Annotated in this window: 15 protein-coding genes; 4 read left to right on the forward strand and 11 right to left on the reverse strand. The window is 34.9% G+C overall.

Annotated elements, in window-relative coordinates; all coding sequences use genetic code 11:
* Positions 1-368 precede the first annotated feature (368 nt).
* The gene (locus CWS01_RS10250; RefSeq protein WP_101177105.1) at positions 369-1,589 is read left to right on the forward strand and encodes an O-antigen ligase family protein; all 1,221 of its coding nucleotides are present in this window, start codon (positions 369-371) and stop codon (positions 1,587-1,589) included.
* A 38-nt stretch (positions 1,590-1,627) separates the two neighbouring features.
* Here CWS01_RS10250 and CWS01_RS10255 read toward each other — a convergent pair whose 3' ends face one another.
* Complete coding sequence (locus CWS01_RS10255; protein WP_101177106.1) at positions 1,628-2,884, reverse strand: GH39 family glycosyl hydrolase; 1,257 nt, start codon at positions 2,882-2,884, stop codon at positions 1,628-1,630.
* Between the two features lie 965 nt (positions 2,885-3,849).
* On the opposite strand from CWS01_RS10255, the gene CWS01_RS10260 reads away from it, so the two are divergent.
* The 3 genes from CWS01_RS10260 (at position 3,850) to CWS01_RS10270 (ending at position 8,410) form a co-directional block, all read left to right on the forward strand.
* On the forward strand, positions 3,850-5,442 hold the full coding sequence (locus CWS01_RS10260; protein ID WP_101177107.1) for an alpha-glucoside-specific PTS transporter subunit IIBC: 1,593 nt from the start codon (positions 3,850-3,852) through the stop codon (positions 5,440-5,442).
* 445 nt (positions 5,443-5,887) lie between these two features.
* On the forward strand, positions 5,888-7,246 hold the full coding sequence (locus CWS01_RS10265) for a 6-phospho-alpha-glucosidase (protein WP_101177108.1): 1,359 nt from the start codon (positions 5,888-5,890) through the stop codon (positions 7,244-7,246).
* Between the two features lie 405 nt (positions 7,247-7,651).
* Positions 7,652-8,410, forward strand: coding sequence for a MurR/RpiR family transcriptional regulator (locus CWS01_RS10270; protein WP_101177109.1), 759 nt, complete (start codon positions 7,652-7,654; stop codon positions 8,408-8,410).
* A gap of 386 nt (positions 8,411-8,796) precedes the next feature.
* Here the strand turns inward: CWS01_RS10270 and CWS01_RS10280 are convergent, their stop codons facing one another.
* The 10 genes from CWS01_RS10280 to CWS01_RS10325 all read right to left on the reverse strand — a co-directional run bounded on the left by CWS01_RS10280 (position 8,797) and on the right by CWS01_RS10325 (position 20,219).
* Complete coding sequence (locus CWS01_RS10280) at positions 8,797-10,110, reverse strand: MFS transporter (RefSeq protein WP_157827623.1); 1,314 nt, start codon at positions 10,108-10,110, stop codon at positions 8,797-8,799.
* A 66-nt stretch (positions 10,111-10,176) separates the two neighbouring features.
* Positions 10,177-11,124 carry a phosphoglycerate dehydrogenase gene (locus CWS01_RS10285; RefSeq protein WP_101177110.1) on the reverse strand — a complete coding sequence of 316 codons (948 nt, stop codon included), beginning with the start codon at positions 11,122-11,124 and terminating at the stop codon, positions 10,177-10,179.
* Positions 11,125-11,225: 101 nt separating this feature from the next.
* Positions 11,226-12,233 carry a 4-hydroxythreonine-4-phosphate dehydrogenase PdxA gene (pdxA, locus tag CWS01_RS10290; RefSeq protein ID WP_101177111.1) on the reverse strand — a complete coding sequence of 336 codons (1,008 nt, stop codon included), beginning with the start codon at positions 12,231-12,233 and terminating at the stop codon, positions 11,226-11,228.
* 51 nt (positions 12,234-12,284) lie between these two features.
* On the reverse strand, positions 12,285-13,589 hold the full coding sequence (locus CWS01_RS10295) for a four-carbon acid sugar kinase family protein (protein WP_101177112.1): 1,305 nt from the start codon (positions 13,587-13,589) through the stop codon (positions 12,285-12,287).
* 17 nt (positions 13,590-13,606) lie between these two features.
* Entirely contained in the window at positions 13,607-14,773 is a 1,167-nt protein-coding gene (locus CWS01_RS10300; RefSeq protein WP_101177113.1) for an iron-containing alcohol dehydrogenase, read from the reverse strand.
* 28 nt (positions 14,774-14,801) lie between these two features.
* The gene (dapA, locus tag CWS01_RS10305) at positions 14,802-15,689 is read right to left on the reverse strand and encodes a 4-hydroxy-tetrahydrodipicolinate synthase (RefSeq protein WP_101177114.1); all 888 of its coding nucleotides are present in this window, start codon (positions 15,687-15,689) and stop codon (positions 14,802-14,804) included.
* A gap of 149 nt (positions 15,690-15,838) precedes the next feature.
* A complete protein-coding gene (locus CWS01_RS10310; RefSeq protein WP_168714385.1) occupies positions 15,839-17,602 on the reverse strand; it encodes a PrpR N-terminal domain-containing protein in 1,764 nt (587 codons plus the stop codon).
* A gap of 410 nt (positions 17,603-18,012) precedes the next feature.
* Positions 18,013-18,780 carry a tyrosine-protein phosphatase gene (locus CWS01_RS10315; RefSeq protein WP_101177116.1) on the reverse strand — a complete coding sequence of 256 codons (768 nt, stop codon included), beginning with the start codon at positions 18,778-18,780 and terminating at the stop codon, positions 18,013-18,015.
* A gap of 461 nt (positions 18,781-19,241) precedes the next feature.
* Positions 19,242-19,718, reverse strand: coding sequence for a hypothetical protein (locus tag CWS01_RS22775; RefSeq protein WP_193603772.1), 477 nt, complete (start codon positions 19,716-19,718; stop codon positions 19,242-19,244).
* Between the two features lie 108 nt (positions 19,719-19,826).
* On the reverse strand, positions 19,827-20,219 hold the full coding sequence (locus CWS01_RS10325; protein WP_101177117.1) for a VOC family protein: 393 nt from the start codon (positions 20,217-20,219) through the stop codon (positions 19,827-19,829).
* Positions 20,220-20,225: the final 6 nt, after the last annotated feature.

A 20,225-nucleotide genomic window follows, 5' to 3' on the forward strand; every position in this document is an offset into this window, starting at 1 on the left:
TCGTATTTAGTATTACAGTGATGAGAGGTAGCTTAATAATTATTTTCTTCTACTACCTTTTTTGCTATCTTCTAAACTATTTTCTATTGAACTTAGGCCATCATCAATTCTAGGCAATATATGAAAATGAAATATCTATCAAATTTTCAGCTTCTTTGTTTATTCATCCATCATTATATTTATCTCAAAAAACCTTTTTATAAAAAGGAATAACATTACTCTCATAGTTAATCAGAGACACAATGACATCGTTATATAATTCAAACAAAATCTTCCTCTTTTATTTTTTTAAATTCAACTTTATGATGACAATATAATATAAACATATTATTATAACAATGGTAATTGATATTTTAAGGGGGAATATTTTGATTAACTTTTTATTTTTCTTGAAACCTATATTTGATATGTTATGGCAATATAAAGTACTTGATTTGCTCCTAATATGTTTGCTATTTTTGTTTCTTTTACAGAGAATGCACAATATAAAACTTAATATCACTTCTTTTATTATGCTCACTTTTTCATTATTTATTCTTAGGTCCTTCTTTGCTAAAGTGGATTATTCAACATTGTCAATATTATTAAAAATTGGTTCGGCATTACTAATATTTTTTGCTGCACAGTTTAATAAAACTCCCAATAAAACAACAAAGTTAATAGAAAGTTCATACATTATTCCAGTTATAACAATAATATTATTAGCTTTATTTGGAAAAGGTTATGTTTTATGGGGAAATGCGCTAACATTTGTAGGTCCATACTTTTATAAAACTGATTTAGCAATTGCAATTGTATTATCCATAATCTTTTTTAGAAACACTTTATTTCATGCTCAATCAAAAATTCTAAAATTTCTTGTTGGAATATATATTTTTGGTTTAGCTCCATTTTTAATATTAGAAGCCAATTCTCGAATGTTTTTAATTATTCTAGGTATTTTTTATATCATGATTATTATAGAGCTTACCAAGTACACTAGGAGAAAATTGAATAAAAGTTTAACACGCATATTAATTGGGCTTTCTGTAGTCGGACTTATTTCTGGTTATTCTATTTATGATAACTATTTTAAACCAGATGATGCTCTCGAAATAAAATTATCTACCCAGGATATTTTTTCACTAAGTAATACACAAGGCAGAAGTGGAATCTGGGAAGCTGAGATAACGCATTTTAAGGAGGCCGAGCACCCATTTTTTGTTCTGTTTGGCTTTTATATTGATAAAGATGTAGAATTTAATACTTATTCTGCTAATGGCTTCGATGCCCACAATTCTTATTTAAAAGTCTTAATAAATTTTGGTGTTTTTGGCCTTTGCACATATTTACTTTTCTTAGTTTTAATTTATATACGATTAAGTAAGCTGATTAAGGAAAACGTCTCAGATAAGGAAAAATATAACCATTTAATGACAATTCAAATGGTTTTTATATTTTTCCTTATCTCGGGATTAACACAATCTAATCTTGTTTATACTCAATCTTCTTGGTATGCTTTTTATTTTATGGGATTATTGTTTAATCCATATTTATTTAACTTAAAAAACAAAGTCAATACAATAACAACCAAAAGTGCAGGTTTATAAGAAAAGCCTGCACTTTTTATAATCATTAAAACTAATTATTAATCCTTATAGACTAAAACTGGCATATTTGTTAAATAAATTTCTCCACCTGAGTAAGTATTTATTTCACCTATAGTGGAGAAATAATTTCCTTCTGAAAAACCCGGTGGAAGCTTAATTTTCTTTTCTGATTTTTCCGCCCATGCAATTATTCCTTTTTTTCCATCTTTTAGTTTAATATTAAGTAAATAATACCCTTCTTTATGTGAAAAATTTCTTATCGATGCACCAATTAACCAAGAACTAACATTTCTATAGGCAACTCCAGGTAATTTTATCGATTTTTGATTTAATAAATCAACTAACTGAATTTTTGATGTGGAGTAATCTAGACCATAAAAGTAATTTCTTTCAATCTCCATACCAATCCCAATTAATAATGCTCTTGCTAAATATGAAGATGCTAGTTCATCTGGCATTATAGTCGAATTGTTTATTTCCTTATCCATAGTAAAATTTACCCAAGTAAATTCCGTATTCCAAATTGGCATTTGTTTTGAAGATGTTTCATCAACTACTTGTCTATAATTTTTTATTAAAGGAATCATTTCTTCAGGTGGATATGGATTTACATACAGATGTACAGAGATAGCATCTACAAATTGTATTCCACCCGCTTTTAAATATGCCTCTAAAAAATGTACTCCTTCCATTCCATTAGCCATCCCCGGACTAACTATTATAATATTAGGATCAATTTTTTTTAATATATAATTAGCTTCTTTTGTTAAAGTAACCAACTCTTCAATGGAGCCTGAATAAAACCCTTTTATATTAACCTCATTCCAAATTTCATAAGCAGTAATCTTCCCTTTATAACGTTCCCCTACAGTTTTTACATACTTCCTCCAATCCTCTATATTCGCAGGAGGTATTGAATTATAATTATCTCCATATTCCGAAATAGATTTGTTTCCTGTAGCCCAGCTTGGTGGTTGCCCTAAGGTTAATAAGATTTCCTGATTATTATCTAACGCTGCAGATACTAGCTGATCTAACTTTTTAAAATCGTATTTCCCTTTTTGCGGCTCTAAATTTAACCATTTAGTACCTGTGTCCCAAAAACGTACTGAACCATATCCTAAATTACCCATAGTATTTGAATGCAATGAATAGTTATTAGGGTTTTGTATATGCATACCAAAATAGGTACTGCTAATTTGATGTTGCTTCTTATTTTGGCATCCTGTAGATAAAAGTAAAATCATTAAAAAAATTAGAAATATTTTTTTAAGATAAGAAATTTTAACACTCAAAAGAAGAATTCACCTCCTAACCTTTTCCTTTTTATAAGTATAATTGATATCAGTTTGATTTGTTATCTTATTTAATTATATATTCTAATAACTATCATACTCTAGTTATATTATTTTGAATACATATGTATATGAGTTTTAACTCTTTCAAACTTCCCCTTGAAAAAAGAACTAGCCATTTGTAGCATTTATGTATACCAAAATGAAATTTTAAGCTATATCCCAAATTCGCTTAATACTATGATTATTCATCGGTTGTTCCATCCCCCTTAGACCCGTCTATTTTTTCCAAGTTCTAAGAAATTATTATATCTATCACTATTTGTATTACATAATAAAATTTCTTGATTTTCAAGACGATCTCTTTCATATTTTATTTATTATTTTCAAAGAAAATAATATCCCTAGGATGGAGGAAGCTCAAGACCTATTGATATATTGGATATATTCTATAGAATTTTTTAGTAAACATCACTGTGTTTTTCTAACTAAGAGCGAAAAATTAATTTTATTGTTTCCTTGTATTCTCTCTAATTACAAAAAGCCAAAAGATAACTTCTTAATATACTACCCCTGCTAATTTGCTAACAACTCCCTTACCTTTGCCATGATACAACCATCAGCAACTATCAAATAAAGCTTTGCCACTATATAAAATCATGATTCCTCTTTAATCTCCTATTTATTTCAAATATTCTTGTACTTTCTCTAGAAAATACCTATTTATTTTATTATTGTAGGATTTTGAATAAAATACTACAACGCAAATAAAATCAAAGCTATTTTTGATTTTTCCTATGAGAAAATTCTTACCCCATGTGAAAAAACACAAAAACAGTGATTACGTGCATTTTGCGGGTTTCGTATATTCAAGGGGAAAAGAATAGGCTACTATTAAAACGTGAAAGCGTTAGCAATTAATAAGTATATTATTTTTAGTAGATTAATGAGGAGGTTTTTTAGCGATGATGCAAAAAGTTCAACGTTTTGGCGGGGCCTTATATGTGCCTGTACTGCTTTTTCCTTTTGCTGGGGTGGTTATTGGGTTAACTATTCTTTTTAAAAATCCATTGATTATGGGTTCGCTGGCAGATCCAGAAAGTCTGTGGTATCAATGCTGGTTTATTATTGGTGAAGGTGCATGGGCGGTTTTAAGGCAGATGCCATTGCTGTTTGCGATTGGTATACCGATTGCACTGGCAAAGAAGGCGCATGCGCGAGCTTGTATGGAAGCATTGATCACGTATTTAACGTTTAATTATTTTATTAATGCTATTTTAACTGTATGGGGAGGCCCATTCGGTGTAGACTTTTCGGCAGAGGTTGGATCTGGCACAGGTTTGACTATGATAGCGGGAATTAAAACACTTGATACGAATATTATTGGTGCCATTGTTATTTCTTCTATTGTTGTATTTATTCATAATCGCTATTTTGATAAAAAACTGCCGGAATGGCTGGGCATTTTCCAAGGTACTTCTTATGTTGTTATTATCAGCTTTTTTCTGATGATTCCTTTAGCCATCGCCACTTCCTATTTTTGGCCAATGGTCCAAAATGGCATCTCGTCTTTGCAGGCGTTTTTAGGGGGTGCAGGTGTTGTAGGTGTTTGGTTGTATACATTCTTGGAGCGTATTTTATTGCCTACTGGCTTGCATCATTTTATCTGGACTCCTTTCCTTTATGGACCTGCCATTATTGAAGGTGGCATTAAAATTTACTGGATTGAGCATTTGACACAATTCGCAGCTTCCACCCAATCCTTAAGGGCGCTGTTCCCTGAAGGTGGCTTTGCAATGTATGGAAATGCCAAAATATTCGCAATGCCGGGAATTGCATGGGCACTTTATGCAACAGCAAGACCGGAAAAGAAAAAATTGGTGGCGTCTCTATTAATACCAGCAACGTTAACCGCTGTTGTCGCAGGCATTACAGAGCCTCTTGAATTTACGTTCTTATTTATTTCTCCATTATTATTTGGGGTGCATGCTTTGCTCGCTGCTACTATGTCAGCTACCATGTATGCATTTGGCGTTACTGGATTAATGACAGGCGGATTCATTGAAATGGCAAGCAATAACTGGATACCGTTATTCTCCTCACATGGATCGACTTACCTCATTCAATGGGGAATTGGTTTAACTTTTACTTTTATCTATTTTATGGTTTTCCGAACATTGATTCTAAAATTAAACATCGGTACTCCTGGTCGGGAGCTGGAAAGCGGATCGGAAACAAAATTATATACGAAAAAGGACTTTAAAGAGAAACAAGGAGAGAAAAAAGTTTCTTCTAGCAAAGACTCTGCTTTTTCTGACAAAGCAATGAGCTTTTTAGAGGCTTTAGGCGGATCGGAAAATATTGAGGATGTTATGAATTGTGCAACAAGATTGAGGGTCAGCGTAAAAGATGAAAGCAAACTTCATCCTGATAGTGCGTTTCAGTTGGCTGGTGCACACGGAGTAGTCCGCAATGGAAAAGCGGTGCAGATTATTGTAGGTTTATCTGTTCCTCAAGTAAAAGAACAGTTTGAAATATTGCTTAAACAAGCTAATTAATCGTATATAACAAAGAGGCGGAGAGCAATTGCTTTCCGCCTTTTTGCCTATGGCTGTTTTCGTAAGGTTTGTTGCTTTTTGACATGAAACGAAGTTTAACATCCTGAGTTGATTGGAGCGGAGGACACTTGACTCCTGCGGGAAGTGAGGGAAGTGGGAGACCCCACAGGCAAAGCCGAGGAGGCTCCCATTCCTCCCCGCGGAAAGCAAGTGTCTGTAGCGGAAATCAACGGGCTTCATTCATAAGCAAAAACAACAATCTTTGAGAAAAGAGCCTTGCCTATAGATTTCTTTAAGAATCGAAAGAAAATGCTGCCTGGGAAAAATCTTATGCTATGTGAAAAAGAACAAAAACTGCGATTAGGGGCAAACGCTTCCAAACTCATTGAGGAGGTATAGTTGCTATGTTATAAATGAGGTATCACATAATAGGGAGGAAAAAATAATGAAAAAGTTTTCTGTTGTTATTGCAGGTGGAGGCAGTACATTTACACCGGGGATTGTATTAATGCTGCTGGATAATCTAGATAAATTTCCCCTTAGAACATTAAAGTTTTATGACAATGATAAAGATAGACAGGAAAAGATTGCTGGTGCCTGTGAAATTATCGTAAAGGAAAGAGCACCGGAAATTGAATTTGTGGCAACAGTGGATCCTGAAGAAGCATTTACCGATGTAGACTTTGTTATGGCCCACATTCGAGTTGGAAAATATGCCATGCGTGCTTTGGATGAAAAGATTCCATTAAAATACGGAGTGGTTGGTCAAGAAACATGTGGACCAGGCGGCATGGCATATGGAATGCGTTCTATCGGCGGTGTTTTTGAGATTATCGACTATATGGAAAAATATTCGCCAGACGCATGGATGCTGAATTATTCTAATCCAGCTGCCATTGTGGCAGAAGCATGCAGAAAACTGCGCCCTAACTCTAAAGTGCTGAATATTTGTGATATGCCTGTCAGTATTGAAAGAAGAATGGCAGAAACACTTGGATTAGCCTCTCGCAAAGAATTAGTGGTTCGCTATTATGGATTAAATCATTTTGGCTGGTGGACAGATATTCGGGATAAAGCAGGAAATGACCTTATGCCAAAAATTAAAGAACATGTAGTCAAAAACGGATATGTTGTGACAAGCGGCGACAGACAGCATACAGAAGCAACTTGGAATGACACCTTTACAAAAGCTAGAGATGTATTCGCCCTAGATCCTAACACCTTGCCAAACACCTATTTGCAATATTATCTGTTCCCAGATTATATCGTAGGGCATTCTAACAAAGAATATACTCGCGCCAATGAAGTAATGGATGGAAGAGAAAAATTTGTTTTTGGAGAATGTGAAAAAATCGTTGTCAACCAATCAACAGAAGGCAGTGCACTTCATGTAGATATGCATGCTTCCTATATAGTCGACCTTGCAAGAGCTATTGCCTATAACACACATGAACGAATGCTGTTAATTGTAGAAAACAACGGAGCCATTGAGAATTTTGATCCGACAGGAATGGTTGAAATTCCTTGTATTGTAGGATCAAATGGACCTGAACCTTTATCCATAGGAAAAATCCCTCAATTCCAAAAAGGATTGATGGAACAGCAAGTATCGGTTGAAAAGCTAGTTGTAGAAGCTTGGGAAGAAGGATCTTACCAAAAATTATGGCAAGCGATGACCCTTTCTAAAACCGTTCCAAGTGCTTCTGTAGCTAAGTCTATATTAGACGATTTAATCGAAGCGAATAAAGACTTCTGGCCAACACTAAAAAAAGAACAACAGGAATTAGAACAAGTTTTAAATTAAAAGACTTCTATTCCAATTGATAGGGTCGCCTGAAAAACTTACTATTTTTTATATTTGCAGGCAATGGAAATAAACATTAAAGAAAACCATCTATTGTTTGAGGAGGTGTCCATTCGACTCCTGGGGGATTAGCGAGACAGGCGAGACCCTGCAGGAGCAAAGCGACGAAGCGGCTCGGCGCTCGCCCCCCGGAAAGCGAATGGTAAGCCTCCGAAAATTGACTATTTTATTCATCAAAAGCCATCTTTCAAATAGTCCTATCCATTAATTTAGCTTTTTCAGTACCTTCAAATTCATATAGTAGAATCTAACTTCTCATCTTTAGATGGATGTATGTATATTTACTTTTTCCTCCTTCCATTTTTATATTAAAATAAAGAAATAGACATTGGGGAGGAAAAAGATGTGAAGTTAGAAGAGTTAATTAATAAAAACTACAATCAATTTCATGAAAATGACTTTCATATTTTAAAATACATATTAAATAACCGCAGTACTTGCTATAAGCTCAATATAAATGACCTAGCAAAAAAATGTAATGTTTCACGCTCCTCTGTTCTGCGCTTAGCACAAAAGTTAAATTTTAGCGGCTATAGTGAATTCCGTGTTTTCCTAAAATGGGAGGATGAAGAGGAAGAAGTAAATCAAAGCTATATAGGCACACTATCCAATGATTTAGAAGCCACGTTAAAACATTTGCAGGATAAAAATTTTAATGAAATGTGCGAGTTGATTGATCGTTCAGAAAGAATCTTTGTCTACGGCACTGGATCTGCCCAATTAAATGCGGCTCATGAACTGCAAAGAGCCTTTATTGTGCAGCATCGCTATTTAACGATTATTCACGATGAAACAAAATTCGAAGTTATTCTTCCTGATCTGAAACCTAATGATTTACTGATCATCATTTCTTTATCTGGAGATACTCCTACATTAGTGCCAAAAACACAAAAACTTGTGGCAAAAGGAGTTCCATTTATATCGATTACTAATATGAAAAATAATACATTAGCACAAATGACTCCATATAATTTATATGCCACTACTACTTCCGTACCTACAAGCAGTGGAGTAGATTATACTTCCTTGGCTTCTTTTTTTATTGTAGGAGAAGTATTGGCTAGTCAGTATTTAGAATATAAGGAGCGTAAAAGAAAGGAATAACGAGGTTCCGCTAGCTAAAGCAAGGATACAAATAGCCTTTTACATATACAGGGGATTACTTTATTAAATAGGCAAAATAATAAAGTGAAACTTCAATCAGTGGGGGTTTTCTCCATCCCCACTGATTGTTAGTTGAACCAATCGGGTCTTTACGGACTAGTTTCTACCCACCTAGATTTCTCGTTTCTTCTCATCCTCTTGAGGTGAGGGTTTTACTGCCCGTTAATACCGGATAAATTTAGATAACGTGAAGTTTCGCAGACTTTGTTAATACCTGCTATGAGGAAAAGACAAATCATGATAACCACCTGTCAGAGTTCAAACAAATAGCCATGCATCAATCCAGAATTAGATCGATGCATGGACGTCTTTTTCTCTTGTTTCAATTAGGCATCAATTGGTTTTACCTTGCCTAACAAGAATAAATAGTTGAATATTCCTAAAACAATCAACCCTGCGGAGAATAAAAGGGCAGGAACAAAAGAACCTGTAGCTCCTACGATAAATCCTGTAATAATTGGTCCTACCACTCCACCCATGTTAGAGACAGTATTTTGCATACCTGCTACAACAGAAGTCATATTTTTAGGTGCCACATCAGAAGGAAGCGCCCAGACTTGTGAAGCAGCAACCGTTGTTCCTGATTTAGCTACACATAATAATATAACAGCTAAAACAGCTGACTCTGCGAATGCGGCAAAACCAATGCAAGAAGCCATTAATAATCCAATAATTAAAAATAGCTTTCTAGTTGCTGTCAACGAGAGTTTGCCACTAGAGACAACTTTATCAGATGACCACCCTGCAATCACTTCCACTACCATTGCAACGAGAAGTGGCAAGGATGCAATAAAGCCCATTTCGATTAGGTTCATCCCTCTTTCTTGAACTAAATAGGTCGGCAGCCATGTAATAAAGAAATAAGAATTATAATTAATAAAGAAAAATCCTAAACACATTGCCCAAATATTACGATATTTTAGAAGTTGGTACCATTTCATAGGCTGAACATTGGTAAGGCCATCTTTTCTTGTTTGACCTGAGCGAATATAGTGAAGCTCTTCCTTGTTTACTCCTTTATGATCTTCTGGATTGTCTCTATAAAATAAAAACCACACAATGCCCCAGGCTACCCCTAATAATCCAATAATAGCAAATGTCCATTTCCATCCAAATGCTGCCATCAACCAGACAATCAGCGGCATCGCAATAGCTCCTCCAAATTTGGAACCGCTGTCAAAAATACTTGAAACAGTTGCTCTTTCTTTATCTGGGAACCATTTAGAAGCTATCCCTGCATTACTTGGATAAGCTGCTGCTTCCCCTACTCCTAATGCTACACGAAAACCTAATAATGACTTGAATCCAGTTGCCAGCCCTGTAACTGCTGTGGCCAATGACCACCAGAGAACCGCAATTCCCAAAGCCTTCTTCTGGCCAAATTTATCTGCAAACCATCCTGCAGGTATTTGCAATAATGCATAGGACCAGAAGAAACCGGACATTATAATCCCCATTTGTCCTGCCGATAAGTTAAACTCTTTTGTTATAAAGGGAGCAGCGGCAGAAAGCACTGTACGATCAATATAATTTATGGCGATTGCTAACCACATCAAAAAGACAACTACCCAACGCACTTTCGATCTTTTTCGTACTGGTTTTATTTCTCCATTAATAGCTACCTGTTTATTTTCTATCATGTATTATTCACCTAATTTCTTTCATTATAGTTTAAGCAGTTTTTTTCATACTCAAAAATAGGCCTTTTAGCATTTAATAACATGATTCGGTGTCTTGTTATTTATTAAAACATCGACAATATTCTCTACACACACCATTCCTAGAGTGTTAATAGCGCCACTTGTATATCCAGCTATATGTGGTAGTGCAATAAAATTCGAAAGTTCAAATAATTTATGTTCGTATGCGGGTTCATTTTCAAAAACATCTAATGCAGCTCCTGCAATATCATTATTTTTCAAGGCAGTATATAAAGCATCTTCTGACACAATACCTCCCCGTGAAGCGTTTACAAGAAAAGCCTCTTTTTTCATGTTCGATAATTCTTTTTCATCTATTAAATTTCTTGTTTGCTCCGTTAACGGCATATGTAGTGTAATAAAGTCGCTAAGCTTTAATAGATCCTCTAATTCTACATATTCAATTCCATACTCTTGTGCAAAGGCATCATTTGGATAAGGATCATAAGCGACTATTTGCATATCAAATCCTTTTGCTCTTCTTGCCACTTCTCTTCCTATCATTCCAAGGCCTACAATGCCTAGTGTCTTTCCATATACATCGGAACCAAAGATTCTTGGCCACTCCCCTTTTTTTGTCCGTTCATTCGATTCTGGGATTTTCCTCGCCAAAGAAAGCATTAGGGCAAAGGCGAAATCTGCTACTGCATGCTTATTAGCATTAGGAACATTTGTTACAATAACCCCTCTATCTTGTGCAGCTTTTACATCAATATTATCTACACCCACACCATGCTTGCATACAATCTTTAAATCTGGCAAACTATCTAATACTTTTGCGCTGATTGTATTAAACGCAACAATCGCAGCATCTACCCCTTGCATATGTTGAATAAAGTCTTCTTCCGTTATATCTGCTGGCAAGTATTCAAATTCTATTTGGTGCTTTTTCAGAATTTCTATTGGTTCGTTTGAGTATTTAGCAAACGAAGGTGAAGTAGAAACGACTTTCATCTTCATTCTCCTTTTCCACATTATTAGTAATAAACAATATAAATGAATTTAGTAGTGCAGGGAAAGAGTAAAATCATTTCTTTCTTCCCCTTTTCTCCTGCTTAATTATTCTTGACTTCCTTTGGCGCAAGTTCAGTGGCAGATATTAAAGCGGCAACCATACTTCTTTCATCAGCAATGCCTTTGCCAGCAATATCAAAGGCGGTTCCGTGGTCAACTGACGTTCGGATAATTCCACCATTTAATCCTACTGTAATATTCACTCCTTCTTCTAAACCTAATACTTTTATAGGCACATGTCCTTGGTCATGATAACAAGCAACAACTATATCGAAATCTCCTCTTACTGCACGAAAAAACACAGTATCTGCAGGGTGTGGACCTGTTACATTGATGCCTTGATCCACCGCTTTTTCAATAGCAGGCTGCAACTTTTCTTCTTCTTCTCCCATTCCAAATAAACCGTTTTCTCCTGCATGCGGATTTATCCCGCATACTGCTATTCTTGGATTGGCATAACCAGCATTGCTGAGTGTTAGATGCGCTAATTCTATTACCTTATAAGTTCTTTCAGGGTTTATTAAATCAATAGCTTTTCTAAGGCCCACATGTGTAGTTAAATGTATTACCTTCAGTTTTGGAGAAGATAACATCATAGAATAATCTTTGGTTTCTGTTAGTTCTGCCAAAATCTCCGTATGACCTGGATATTTATACCCACCTTTATGCAAAGCCTCTTTATTTAATGGAGCAGTACAAATGGCATCAATTTCTTTTTCTTTTGCTAAATGAACCGCTTTTTCCAAAAATTTAAAAGCTGCTGCACCAGCTTTTGCAGAAACCTTGCCAAATTCAACTTCTGCATCTAATAAGCCTAAATCAACCAGATCAATGATACCGTGTTGAAAAGATGCTTCTTTAACAGAATTAATTTTATTCAGTATAAAAGATTCTTCTAATATATTCATTGCGCGCTCTATTATAAAAGAATCGCCAATCACTACTGGTCTACACATTTTATATATTTCGGGCTTTGATAAGGCCTTTAGGATAATTTCTGGTCCTACACCAGCTGCATCTCCCATTGTAATCCCTATAACTGGCTTCATTTTAATCTTCCCCTCGATTTATTGCCTCTAATAGACTTGAGGTATTCGTTTTCATTTCTCTACAATCAATTGTTGTGGAATTTTCCCATTTAATCTATTTAAAGCGTTAATCATCGTATATTCACTTCCGAAATTTCCAGCTTTTGTGACTGCTATTATGTCACTGTCGTCTAGTTTTCCAATAGGAATTCCAGCTTCTACTTCATCTATTAAATGAAAATACTTAATGGCAAGCTGCTCCAATACTTGCTGTGCTGTATCTCCTCCTGTAAGGAAAAGACGCTTCACTTTACATTCCTTTATTATATGGACCGCTATTTCACCGATTGTTTGAGAAATAAGATTGCTAATTTCTACGATGGCCAACCCTTTTGATTTGCCTATCTTTTGTGTTTCCTCCACTAAATCAGAGGAAAATAAAACGACATTCTTCTTTTTTCTCACAGCTGCGATTGCTCGATTTTTTACTCCCCTGATTTCATCTTCTGCATTCTTTTCTCCTAAAAACAAGTTAACAGAGTTAAATTCAATTCCCTCTATCATTGGATCTTTTAGTAAATGGCTTAATTGCTTGCGGCCAATCTTGCTGACACTTCCCACTACAAATAATGCTGGGAATTTATGTTGAGGCAATAAAACATGATGATATGCTTCTACTTGTAAACCAAACATTTTTGGAATATGAGAGATTAAGCCTGATGAACCGCACCAGATAATTTTATCCTCCAGCAAATGTAAAGCTTCGACTAAAAGGTCAAAATCTTGCTCCTCTACGGAATCAACAGTAATATACTTAATCCCTTGTCGTTTATACTTGCGAAGAGTTTCACAAATTACATTGGTTCCATGAAGCAATATATCTCTATTTATATGCCCTACGTTTTTATTTGACTGCTTCTCTATTAATAAGGAAATATTTGATTCTTCTACAGGTGTTTTAGGATCTTTTGCTACTTCGGTTTCATGAAGTAATCTTCCATTTAAATAATGCATCCCCTCTAAAACTTTCCTGTCATTTTGAGGATATCCTGGTGCAATGATGATAAAGTCAGGCAGCAAAGCATCATATAGAGCATTCATTTCTGCTCCTATATTTCCACGCATGGTGCTGTCGATTTTTTTATAAATCACATCAAAATCCCCATCTACTAGCAGAGATGAAAGATGATGCACCTTTTTATAAGCGTCTTCTTTAGATAAAGAACGACTATCCGTATTAAAAATAACTGTTTCTTCCCCAATAAATTTTTTTTCGTTATTTTCAACAGAAACCGCCACTTTTAATCCATATTTAATTAGTTGGGCTCCACAATCACTAGCACCTGTTAAATCATCAGAAATCACTGCTAACTTCATGTCTTCAACACCTTTTTCTAACTGAGTAACTTTCGATATATTGTTTCCATTTCACTAATGCTTACTTCTTTTGGATTATTATTTAAAAGTCTTGTTACTTGAGATGCAGATACGGCTAATTCAGCAATATCTTGATCTTTTACACCATATGCTTCTAAGTTTTGTGGGATTTCTAATGTTTTTGTCCATTCAGAAATTTTATCAATTACTTTTTTTGCCTTTTCTTCATCAGATAGTTCACGTACTTCGAGGCCCATTGGTTCTGCGACTAAAGCTAATCTTTCTGTACAAGCATCTAAATTAAATTCCATAACATGCGGCAGCAGCATAGAGTTTGCTACACCATGGGGAATTTTAAATTTGCCGCCAAGAGGATACGCTAAGGCATGTACCGCAGCAGTCCCAGCACTTGTTAATGCCATTCCTCCGTACATCGATCCTATCAACATCTTCTCTCTTGCTTCCACAGATGAACCATTCTCATATGCTTCTACAATACTAGAAGAGATTAAACGAATAGACTCTAATGCAAACATATCGCTCAATGGATTGGCTTTATTGGAAATAAAAGATTCTAAAGAATGTGTAAATGCGTCCATGCCAGTTGCTGCAGTGATTGGTTTTGGCAAGCCTACAGTAAGAAGCGGATCTAATAGAACGATTGCAGGCAATAAATATCTGCTCACTATGCCAACCTTCAGTTCTTCTTCCGGGATTGTTACAATAGCATTTGGCGTTACTTCAGCACCTGTTCCAGATGTAGTAGGAATTAATATGGTTGGCACTCCAGCCTTTTCTACCATATTTGTTCCCAACAGGTCACGGACTTCTTTATCATTTGTCATTAACACGGAAAGAATTTTAGTAGTATCTAATACACTGCCGCCGCCAATTCCGATTAACACATCATATTGTGTTTCTGATGTTTTTTGAAACACTTCTTCAATATTTTCAACAGTTGGTTCTGGTAAGATATCCAAATTCACCGTCACATGGATTTCTTTTTGTTCCAGCTGATTTTTAATTGTTTCAACAAATCCTAATTCGCTAATAGAAGGTTGAGAGATAATTAGAGCGGACTTCACTTCTTGTCCAATTACATATAAATGATCAGTAAGTTTTTGTATAGAATCTTTTCCTGCGATAATTTGTCCTGCTGTTTGAAAGCTATATACATTTTGCATATTCATTTCCTCCTAGCCTATTAAGCTATTAAATATGTAATTTTTTATAATCTAAAACCATTTTTTTCACTATTTCTAGACCTTCTCCTGCCAATTCCTTAACTGGTAGTTTAGGAGGGCCCACATCTATTCCTGAGAGAACCACTGCTTTTTTTAAAGCAGATGGAAGTGTTCCATATTTAAACGTATCTCTTAATGGCTGCAAATGGCTTTGGGCTTTTTCTGCTTCTGCTAATTCTCCATTTTTCCAATGGTTATATATCGATACAACAGTATCTGGCAATAAATTAGCAGTTGCGGCTACCGCTCCTGCACCACCAGCTTTTAACGTTTCTAGTATTAAAGAATCTGTGCCTGCAAATACAGAGAAATCTTTTCCTTTTGTTTGTTCAATATATTGCTGAATATTGTCAAAATTGCCGCTGCTATCTTTAATACCTGCTATATTAGATACATCAGCAAGATCTTTTACTATTTCTGGCTCAATATTCATGCCTGTTCTTGCCGGAATATTATAAAGAAGTACTGGCAAAGATGTGGACTCTGCAATTCTTGTAAAATGCTCCTTTAACTCCTCTTGTGTAGGATTAATAAAGAATGGTGTAATGATGGATAATGCATCAGCACCCAATGATTCCATTATTTGCGACATTTCAATTGATTCTTCTGTACTATTGCCGCCAGTACCTATAATAACTGGCACTCTTCCATTTACTTCTTCGATTATTGTTTTAGCAATCTTTATCTTGTCTTCCTTATTAAATAAATGAAATTCTCCATTGGTACCAAGTGCAAATATTCCATGTACTCCATTATCTATAAGATGATTTACAAATTGGCGTAAAACCTCTTCATTTACTGTTTGATTTTGATGTATAGGCGTTAATATTGCTGGAATAATTCCTTTGATTTCCATTATACCCCTCCTGAATGTTTCTTTTTGAAACATTAACTTTTATATACCGCTTACATTTTTCATTATAGAACTAAAAGTTTAAAAATACAACAGTTATTTGTTGAATTTTTAAACTTTATGAAAATCGTTGCATTTTGAAACACTTTAACCTATTTTAATTTTCTCCAAAGGGTCGTCCTATTGATTCCGAGCCTTTCAGCAGTTCTGGTTTGATTTTTTCCTTCTTCTAGCCAAACCTGCTGGATAATTCTCTTTTCTATTTCTTCTAACGTACCAAAAAGAGGAAAGCTATTCCCAGCATCACTAATAGAATCTTCTTGTTCTATCTCTACGATATCTCCGAGTTCAAGATAATAGCCATCGGCGAGTAAAACACTGCTATTAATCATTTGTTTCAGTTGATTTATATTCCCCGTCCAAGCTCTATTTTCTAAATATTCCTTTACGTCCTTGCGAAGGCCCACTATTTGTTTCCCATATTTCAAATTCATTTCATTGATAAAAATAGATGCTAGCCCTTCTATATCTTCCTTTCGCTCTCTTAATGGAGGCAAGGCAAAACTTGTCTCTGATAAAAGATTGTACAAACTTTCATAAAAATCGCCAGAAAGAATCTGATTATATATATTTGTATTACAAGAAACAATCAGTTGAAAATCTTTTTGACATTCTTCTAAATAAACATATAGCTCCTTTTGAATATCCATTGATAAAAATTCTATATTTTTTATAAAAATGGTGCCTATTTGATCATCTTTATTATTATTTTCCTTCGAAAGTAGACGAAGCAGCCATTCATTCCACATGCTCTTCTCCATTGCTTCACAGTCAAATGTAATAAAAGGAGCTTTGTTGATATTATTTCGATTAACATGAATATAATACGCTAAATGCTCCTTGCCAGTTCCCCGCTCTCCATTTATCCAAATCATCGAATCTTTATCTGGATATTGTTTCACATAATTAAAGATTTTTTGGGTCTTTTCATTTTTAGAAATAAATGTATTGATATTATTTCTATTTGTCACACCAATAGACGAAAAAGCACCATTATCCTTATTCTTATTGAGCTTTTCTATTTTCTCCAATTTAAAAAGAAGGTTTTTAGAATCACCTATACTAATTTCTTCTCCATTTATTTTCCAATCGTATTCCTCTTCTTTTACTATCGATAAACTTTTCTTATTTTTTTTTATTTTAGGCACTAAATTGTCTAAATGTAATTCTAGCGCTTCTGTTACATGATGGATAAAATACTTATTGCTGTAGATACAGTTTTTAGCATCATCATAAATCGTTATCCCTATATGCTCCGCTTCCAATATTTGATGGGGCAAGGAATAGTTATTTTTTATTTTTTTATATAGTTCATATGCTTTCTCGGCATTTCGAAAAGCTCTTATTACACTTTCTTTTCCAGACGTAAGAAGAATTCCGTTTAACCCTAAGCTTTCTGCCTTTTTAACGGTTATAACATCTCCAATGATATTTTGATAGCCATTTAACTTTAAGCTTTCTAATATAGCCTTGATATCTTTTTCTTGATTTACCTTAAAAGAAGACATACTTATATTTAAAATTTCACAAACAGCAGCTGCCCCTTCTGCTATTTGTGCAAATCCTACAATTGCTGTTTTTCCAGGGTATTTTTTTACTAGTGTTAAAACTCGCAGCATATCATAGCCAGATACTTCAATCTCAATAACTGGTATATTCAGCTCTCGTTGTATTAATTCTGCTGTCCCCCCTCTACTAATGATTATGTCTATCCCCTCATTTTTTGCTGCTCTAGCAAGGGTTAGCCCTTTATCCAAATCCCCTATTTCAGTAATAATATCAAGCTTTTCCTTTTTAGCCAGCTGTGTAACTAATTCCTTTAAGCCCTCATATGGGGCAATAGCTAATACTTTCATTCGCTCACCCTCTGTTGCATATTTAAACATATTCATACTATATCAGAAAATATGATTGATGAAAAATGAAACCCTTTTAGAATATACTGCTAATAGAGTCTTTTATTATTTTCCTTACTGTAAGACAGACTTTGACCCCGAAGGAGCAAACCGCAAGCCTCAAAAAACTGATTCATTGATTAATTAAAAGCCAACTTCAAAATAGTCTTATCCACCAATCCAGCTTTTTTTAGTGGCCAATTTTTTCTAGGGGGAATTTAAAGCATTCTTTAAACAGTTTGTTAAAAGAAGACAAGTAACAAAAAAGTCGTTGACCAAGGAAATAATAGAACGAAGATTTTTATCCAAATGAGGCGGTCGTTCGAATAAATAGCAAAGATACTAAATAAAAAAAGCCTCCAGGAATATGATTAAAATATCCCTAGAAACTTCTTTTTCTTTCTAATCGGCTGTGGCATTTCTTTATAAACATTTTTATCTTCTATAAGAAGTTCTGCATTTTCTGTAAATAAGTAGACATAATCGGAACCAAAATTCGCTTCGATTTCATCCAGCGCCTGGCTCATTTTAAATGTGCGAGTTGTGGTATTATGGGCATCTGATGCGATGAAATGAGTTAGGTTTGCTTCGATTAGCTGTTCGGAAAATTGTTTTACCTTTTTGCCAAAGTATCCACAGACACTTGCTCCTGTGACTTGTGTTAGTGCCCCGTTTTGGACAAGTTTGTACATTAAATCAGGCTTTTCTTGCAGTTCTTTATTTCGTTCTGGATGGACAATAATTGGAATGATTCCTTGTGTCTGGATATCATATAATAATCTTTCTGCATATCTCGGTACAGAAGAGGAAGGAAATTCAATAAAAAGATATTTAGTATGATTTAGTGTCAGTATTTCCCCTTTTTCGTAGTCTTCCAACACTTCCCCAAATATGCGCACTTCTTGTCCTGGCAGGATATTAATCGGCATATTTTTTTGTTTTAGCACCTTATTTAAATCTTCCACATGTTGCAGAATATCTTCTTTTTTGTTGGTGAATTGATTGTTTCTGTGATGAGGTGTTGCAATAATTGTTTTAATGCCTTCTTCAGATGCCACTCTTGCCATTTCTAAACTATCTTCAATTGAACTTGCGCCATCATCTATTCCAGGCAGTATATGACAATGAATATCGATCATCGGCTCATCTCCCCTTTTTATTTATTATTCTATTATACTATCTATCTAAAAAAATTTATTATCTATTTATAAAAGTTTGATTTTATATAAGTTTGAGATTTTTCGCTGCATCACTACTGTATCAATTTTTTTTGTGCATGGAAAGTGATTTCTAGTGGATGGAAGAAATTCCTTAAAGGTGGGATATCTTTATATAAAGTAAAGACTGTTTTTATATAGCTTGTTGCTAGTTAACCCGCAGGCTGCATACACTTCGCTTTACGCGGGGCGAGCGTCGAGCCTCCTCGTCGCATACGCTTCTGCGGGGTCTCGCCTGTCTCGCTAATCCCGCAGGAGTCTACGTGTATGCAGCCTGCTCAGTAATTCTAAAATTTTTTTCATCTTATTCAAAAAGCAACAAACTTTTAGAAAAGAGCCAAAGCAAAAAAGGCCAACAATTTGTCAGCCCTTCTAATTTTTTATTATAAATGATTATTTTGATAAGCCGCCACAATGGATTGTGCTTGTTGATATTCTTGTTGTGCTGTTTGAACGTCCTGCTGTTCTTGTTTCAGTGTTTGCTGTGCTTGTTTCACTTGCTGCTGTGCTTGGTATAAATGCTGATTTTCTGTTTGTACAAGCTGCTGTGCTTGCAGGAGTTGTTGATTTTCTAGCTGCAGCTGGTCGTATGCCGTTTGAACATCTTGCTGCAGCTGCTGTAATTGCTGCAATTCTTGAAGATCAGAAGTTTGAATGCTTTGCAGCTGTTGTTGTGCTTGTTGTACTGCTTGTTTTGCCTGCTGCATTGCTTGGTTTGCTTGCTGCATTTGCTGTTGGTTTGATGCTTGCCCTGTTGCCTGTTGTCCTTGCTGGCTTAATGCTTGTTGTACTGCTTGTTGGACTTGCAGTACAGATTGAACAGCTTGTGGCAGTTGCGACGGTTGATTTTGTTGTGTCATAAAACAAAAGCCTCCAATAATTATGATATATTGCTTCAAATAGCTATAATTATTGTGTACTTAATGGCTTTCTTTATACGATAGCTTCACTTGAAATTGGAGCAAATCTCACTTGCTATAATTAAGCTCCCATGTCACTCCATATTTATCGACTACTACCGCATATTTTGAATTCCAAAAGGTATCCTGCAGCTCCATTTTAATATGTCCATTTTCTGCTATCTTTTGATACAAGCTATTTAATTCCTCTTCTGTTTCAGCATCCATCATCAGCCACATATTGTTGCCTTTTTGTGTTTCTCCAAATACATCCGCAAAATAAATAATGCAGGATTCGTTTATATGAAGCTCGGCATGAATATATTTGCCCTCATGTCCTTTAAACATTTCCATTCCATCTGCAAGCTGAACATTTTTAATCTCTCCACCAAAAGTTTGCTGATAATATTCTATTGCTTCTTTACAATTTTCCAAGTAAATATGCGGCAATATTCTTTTCATTTTATT

Source organism: Niallia nealsonii, assembly GCF_002835805.1.
Taxonomy (GTDB): Bacteria; Bacillota; Bacilli; order Bacillales; family Cytobacillaceae; genus Niallia; species Niallia nealsonii.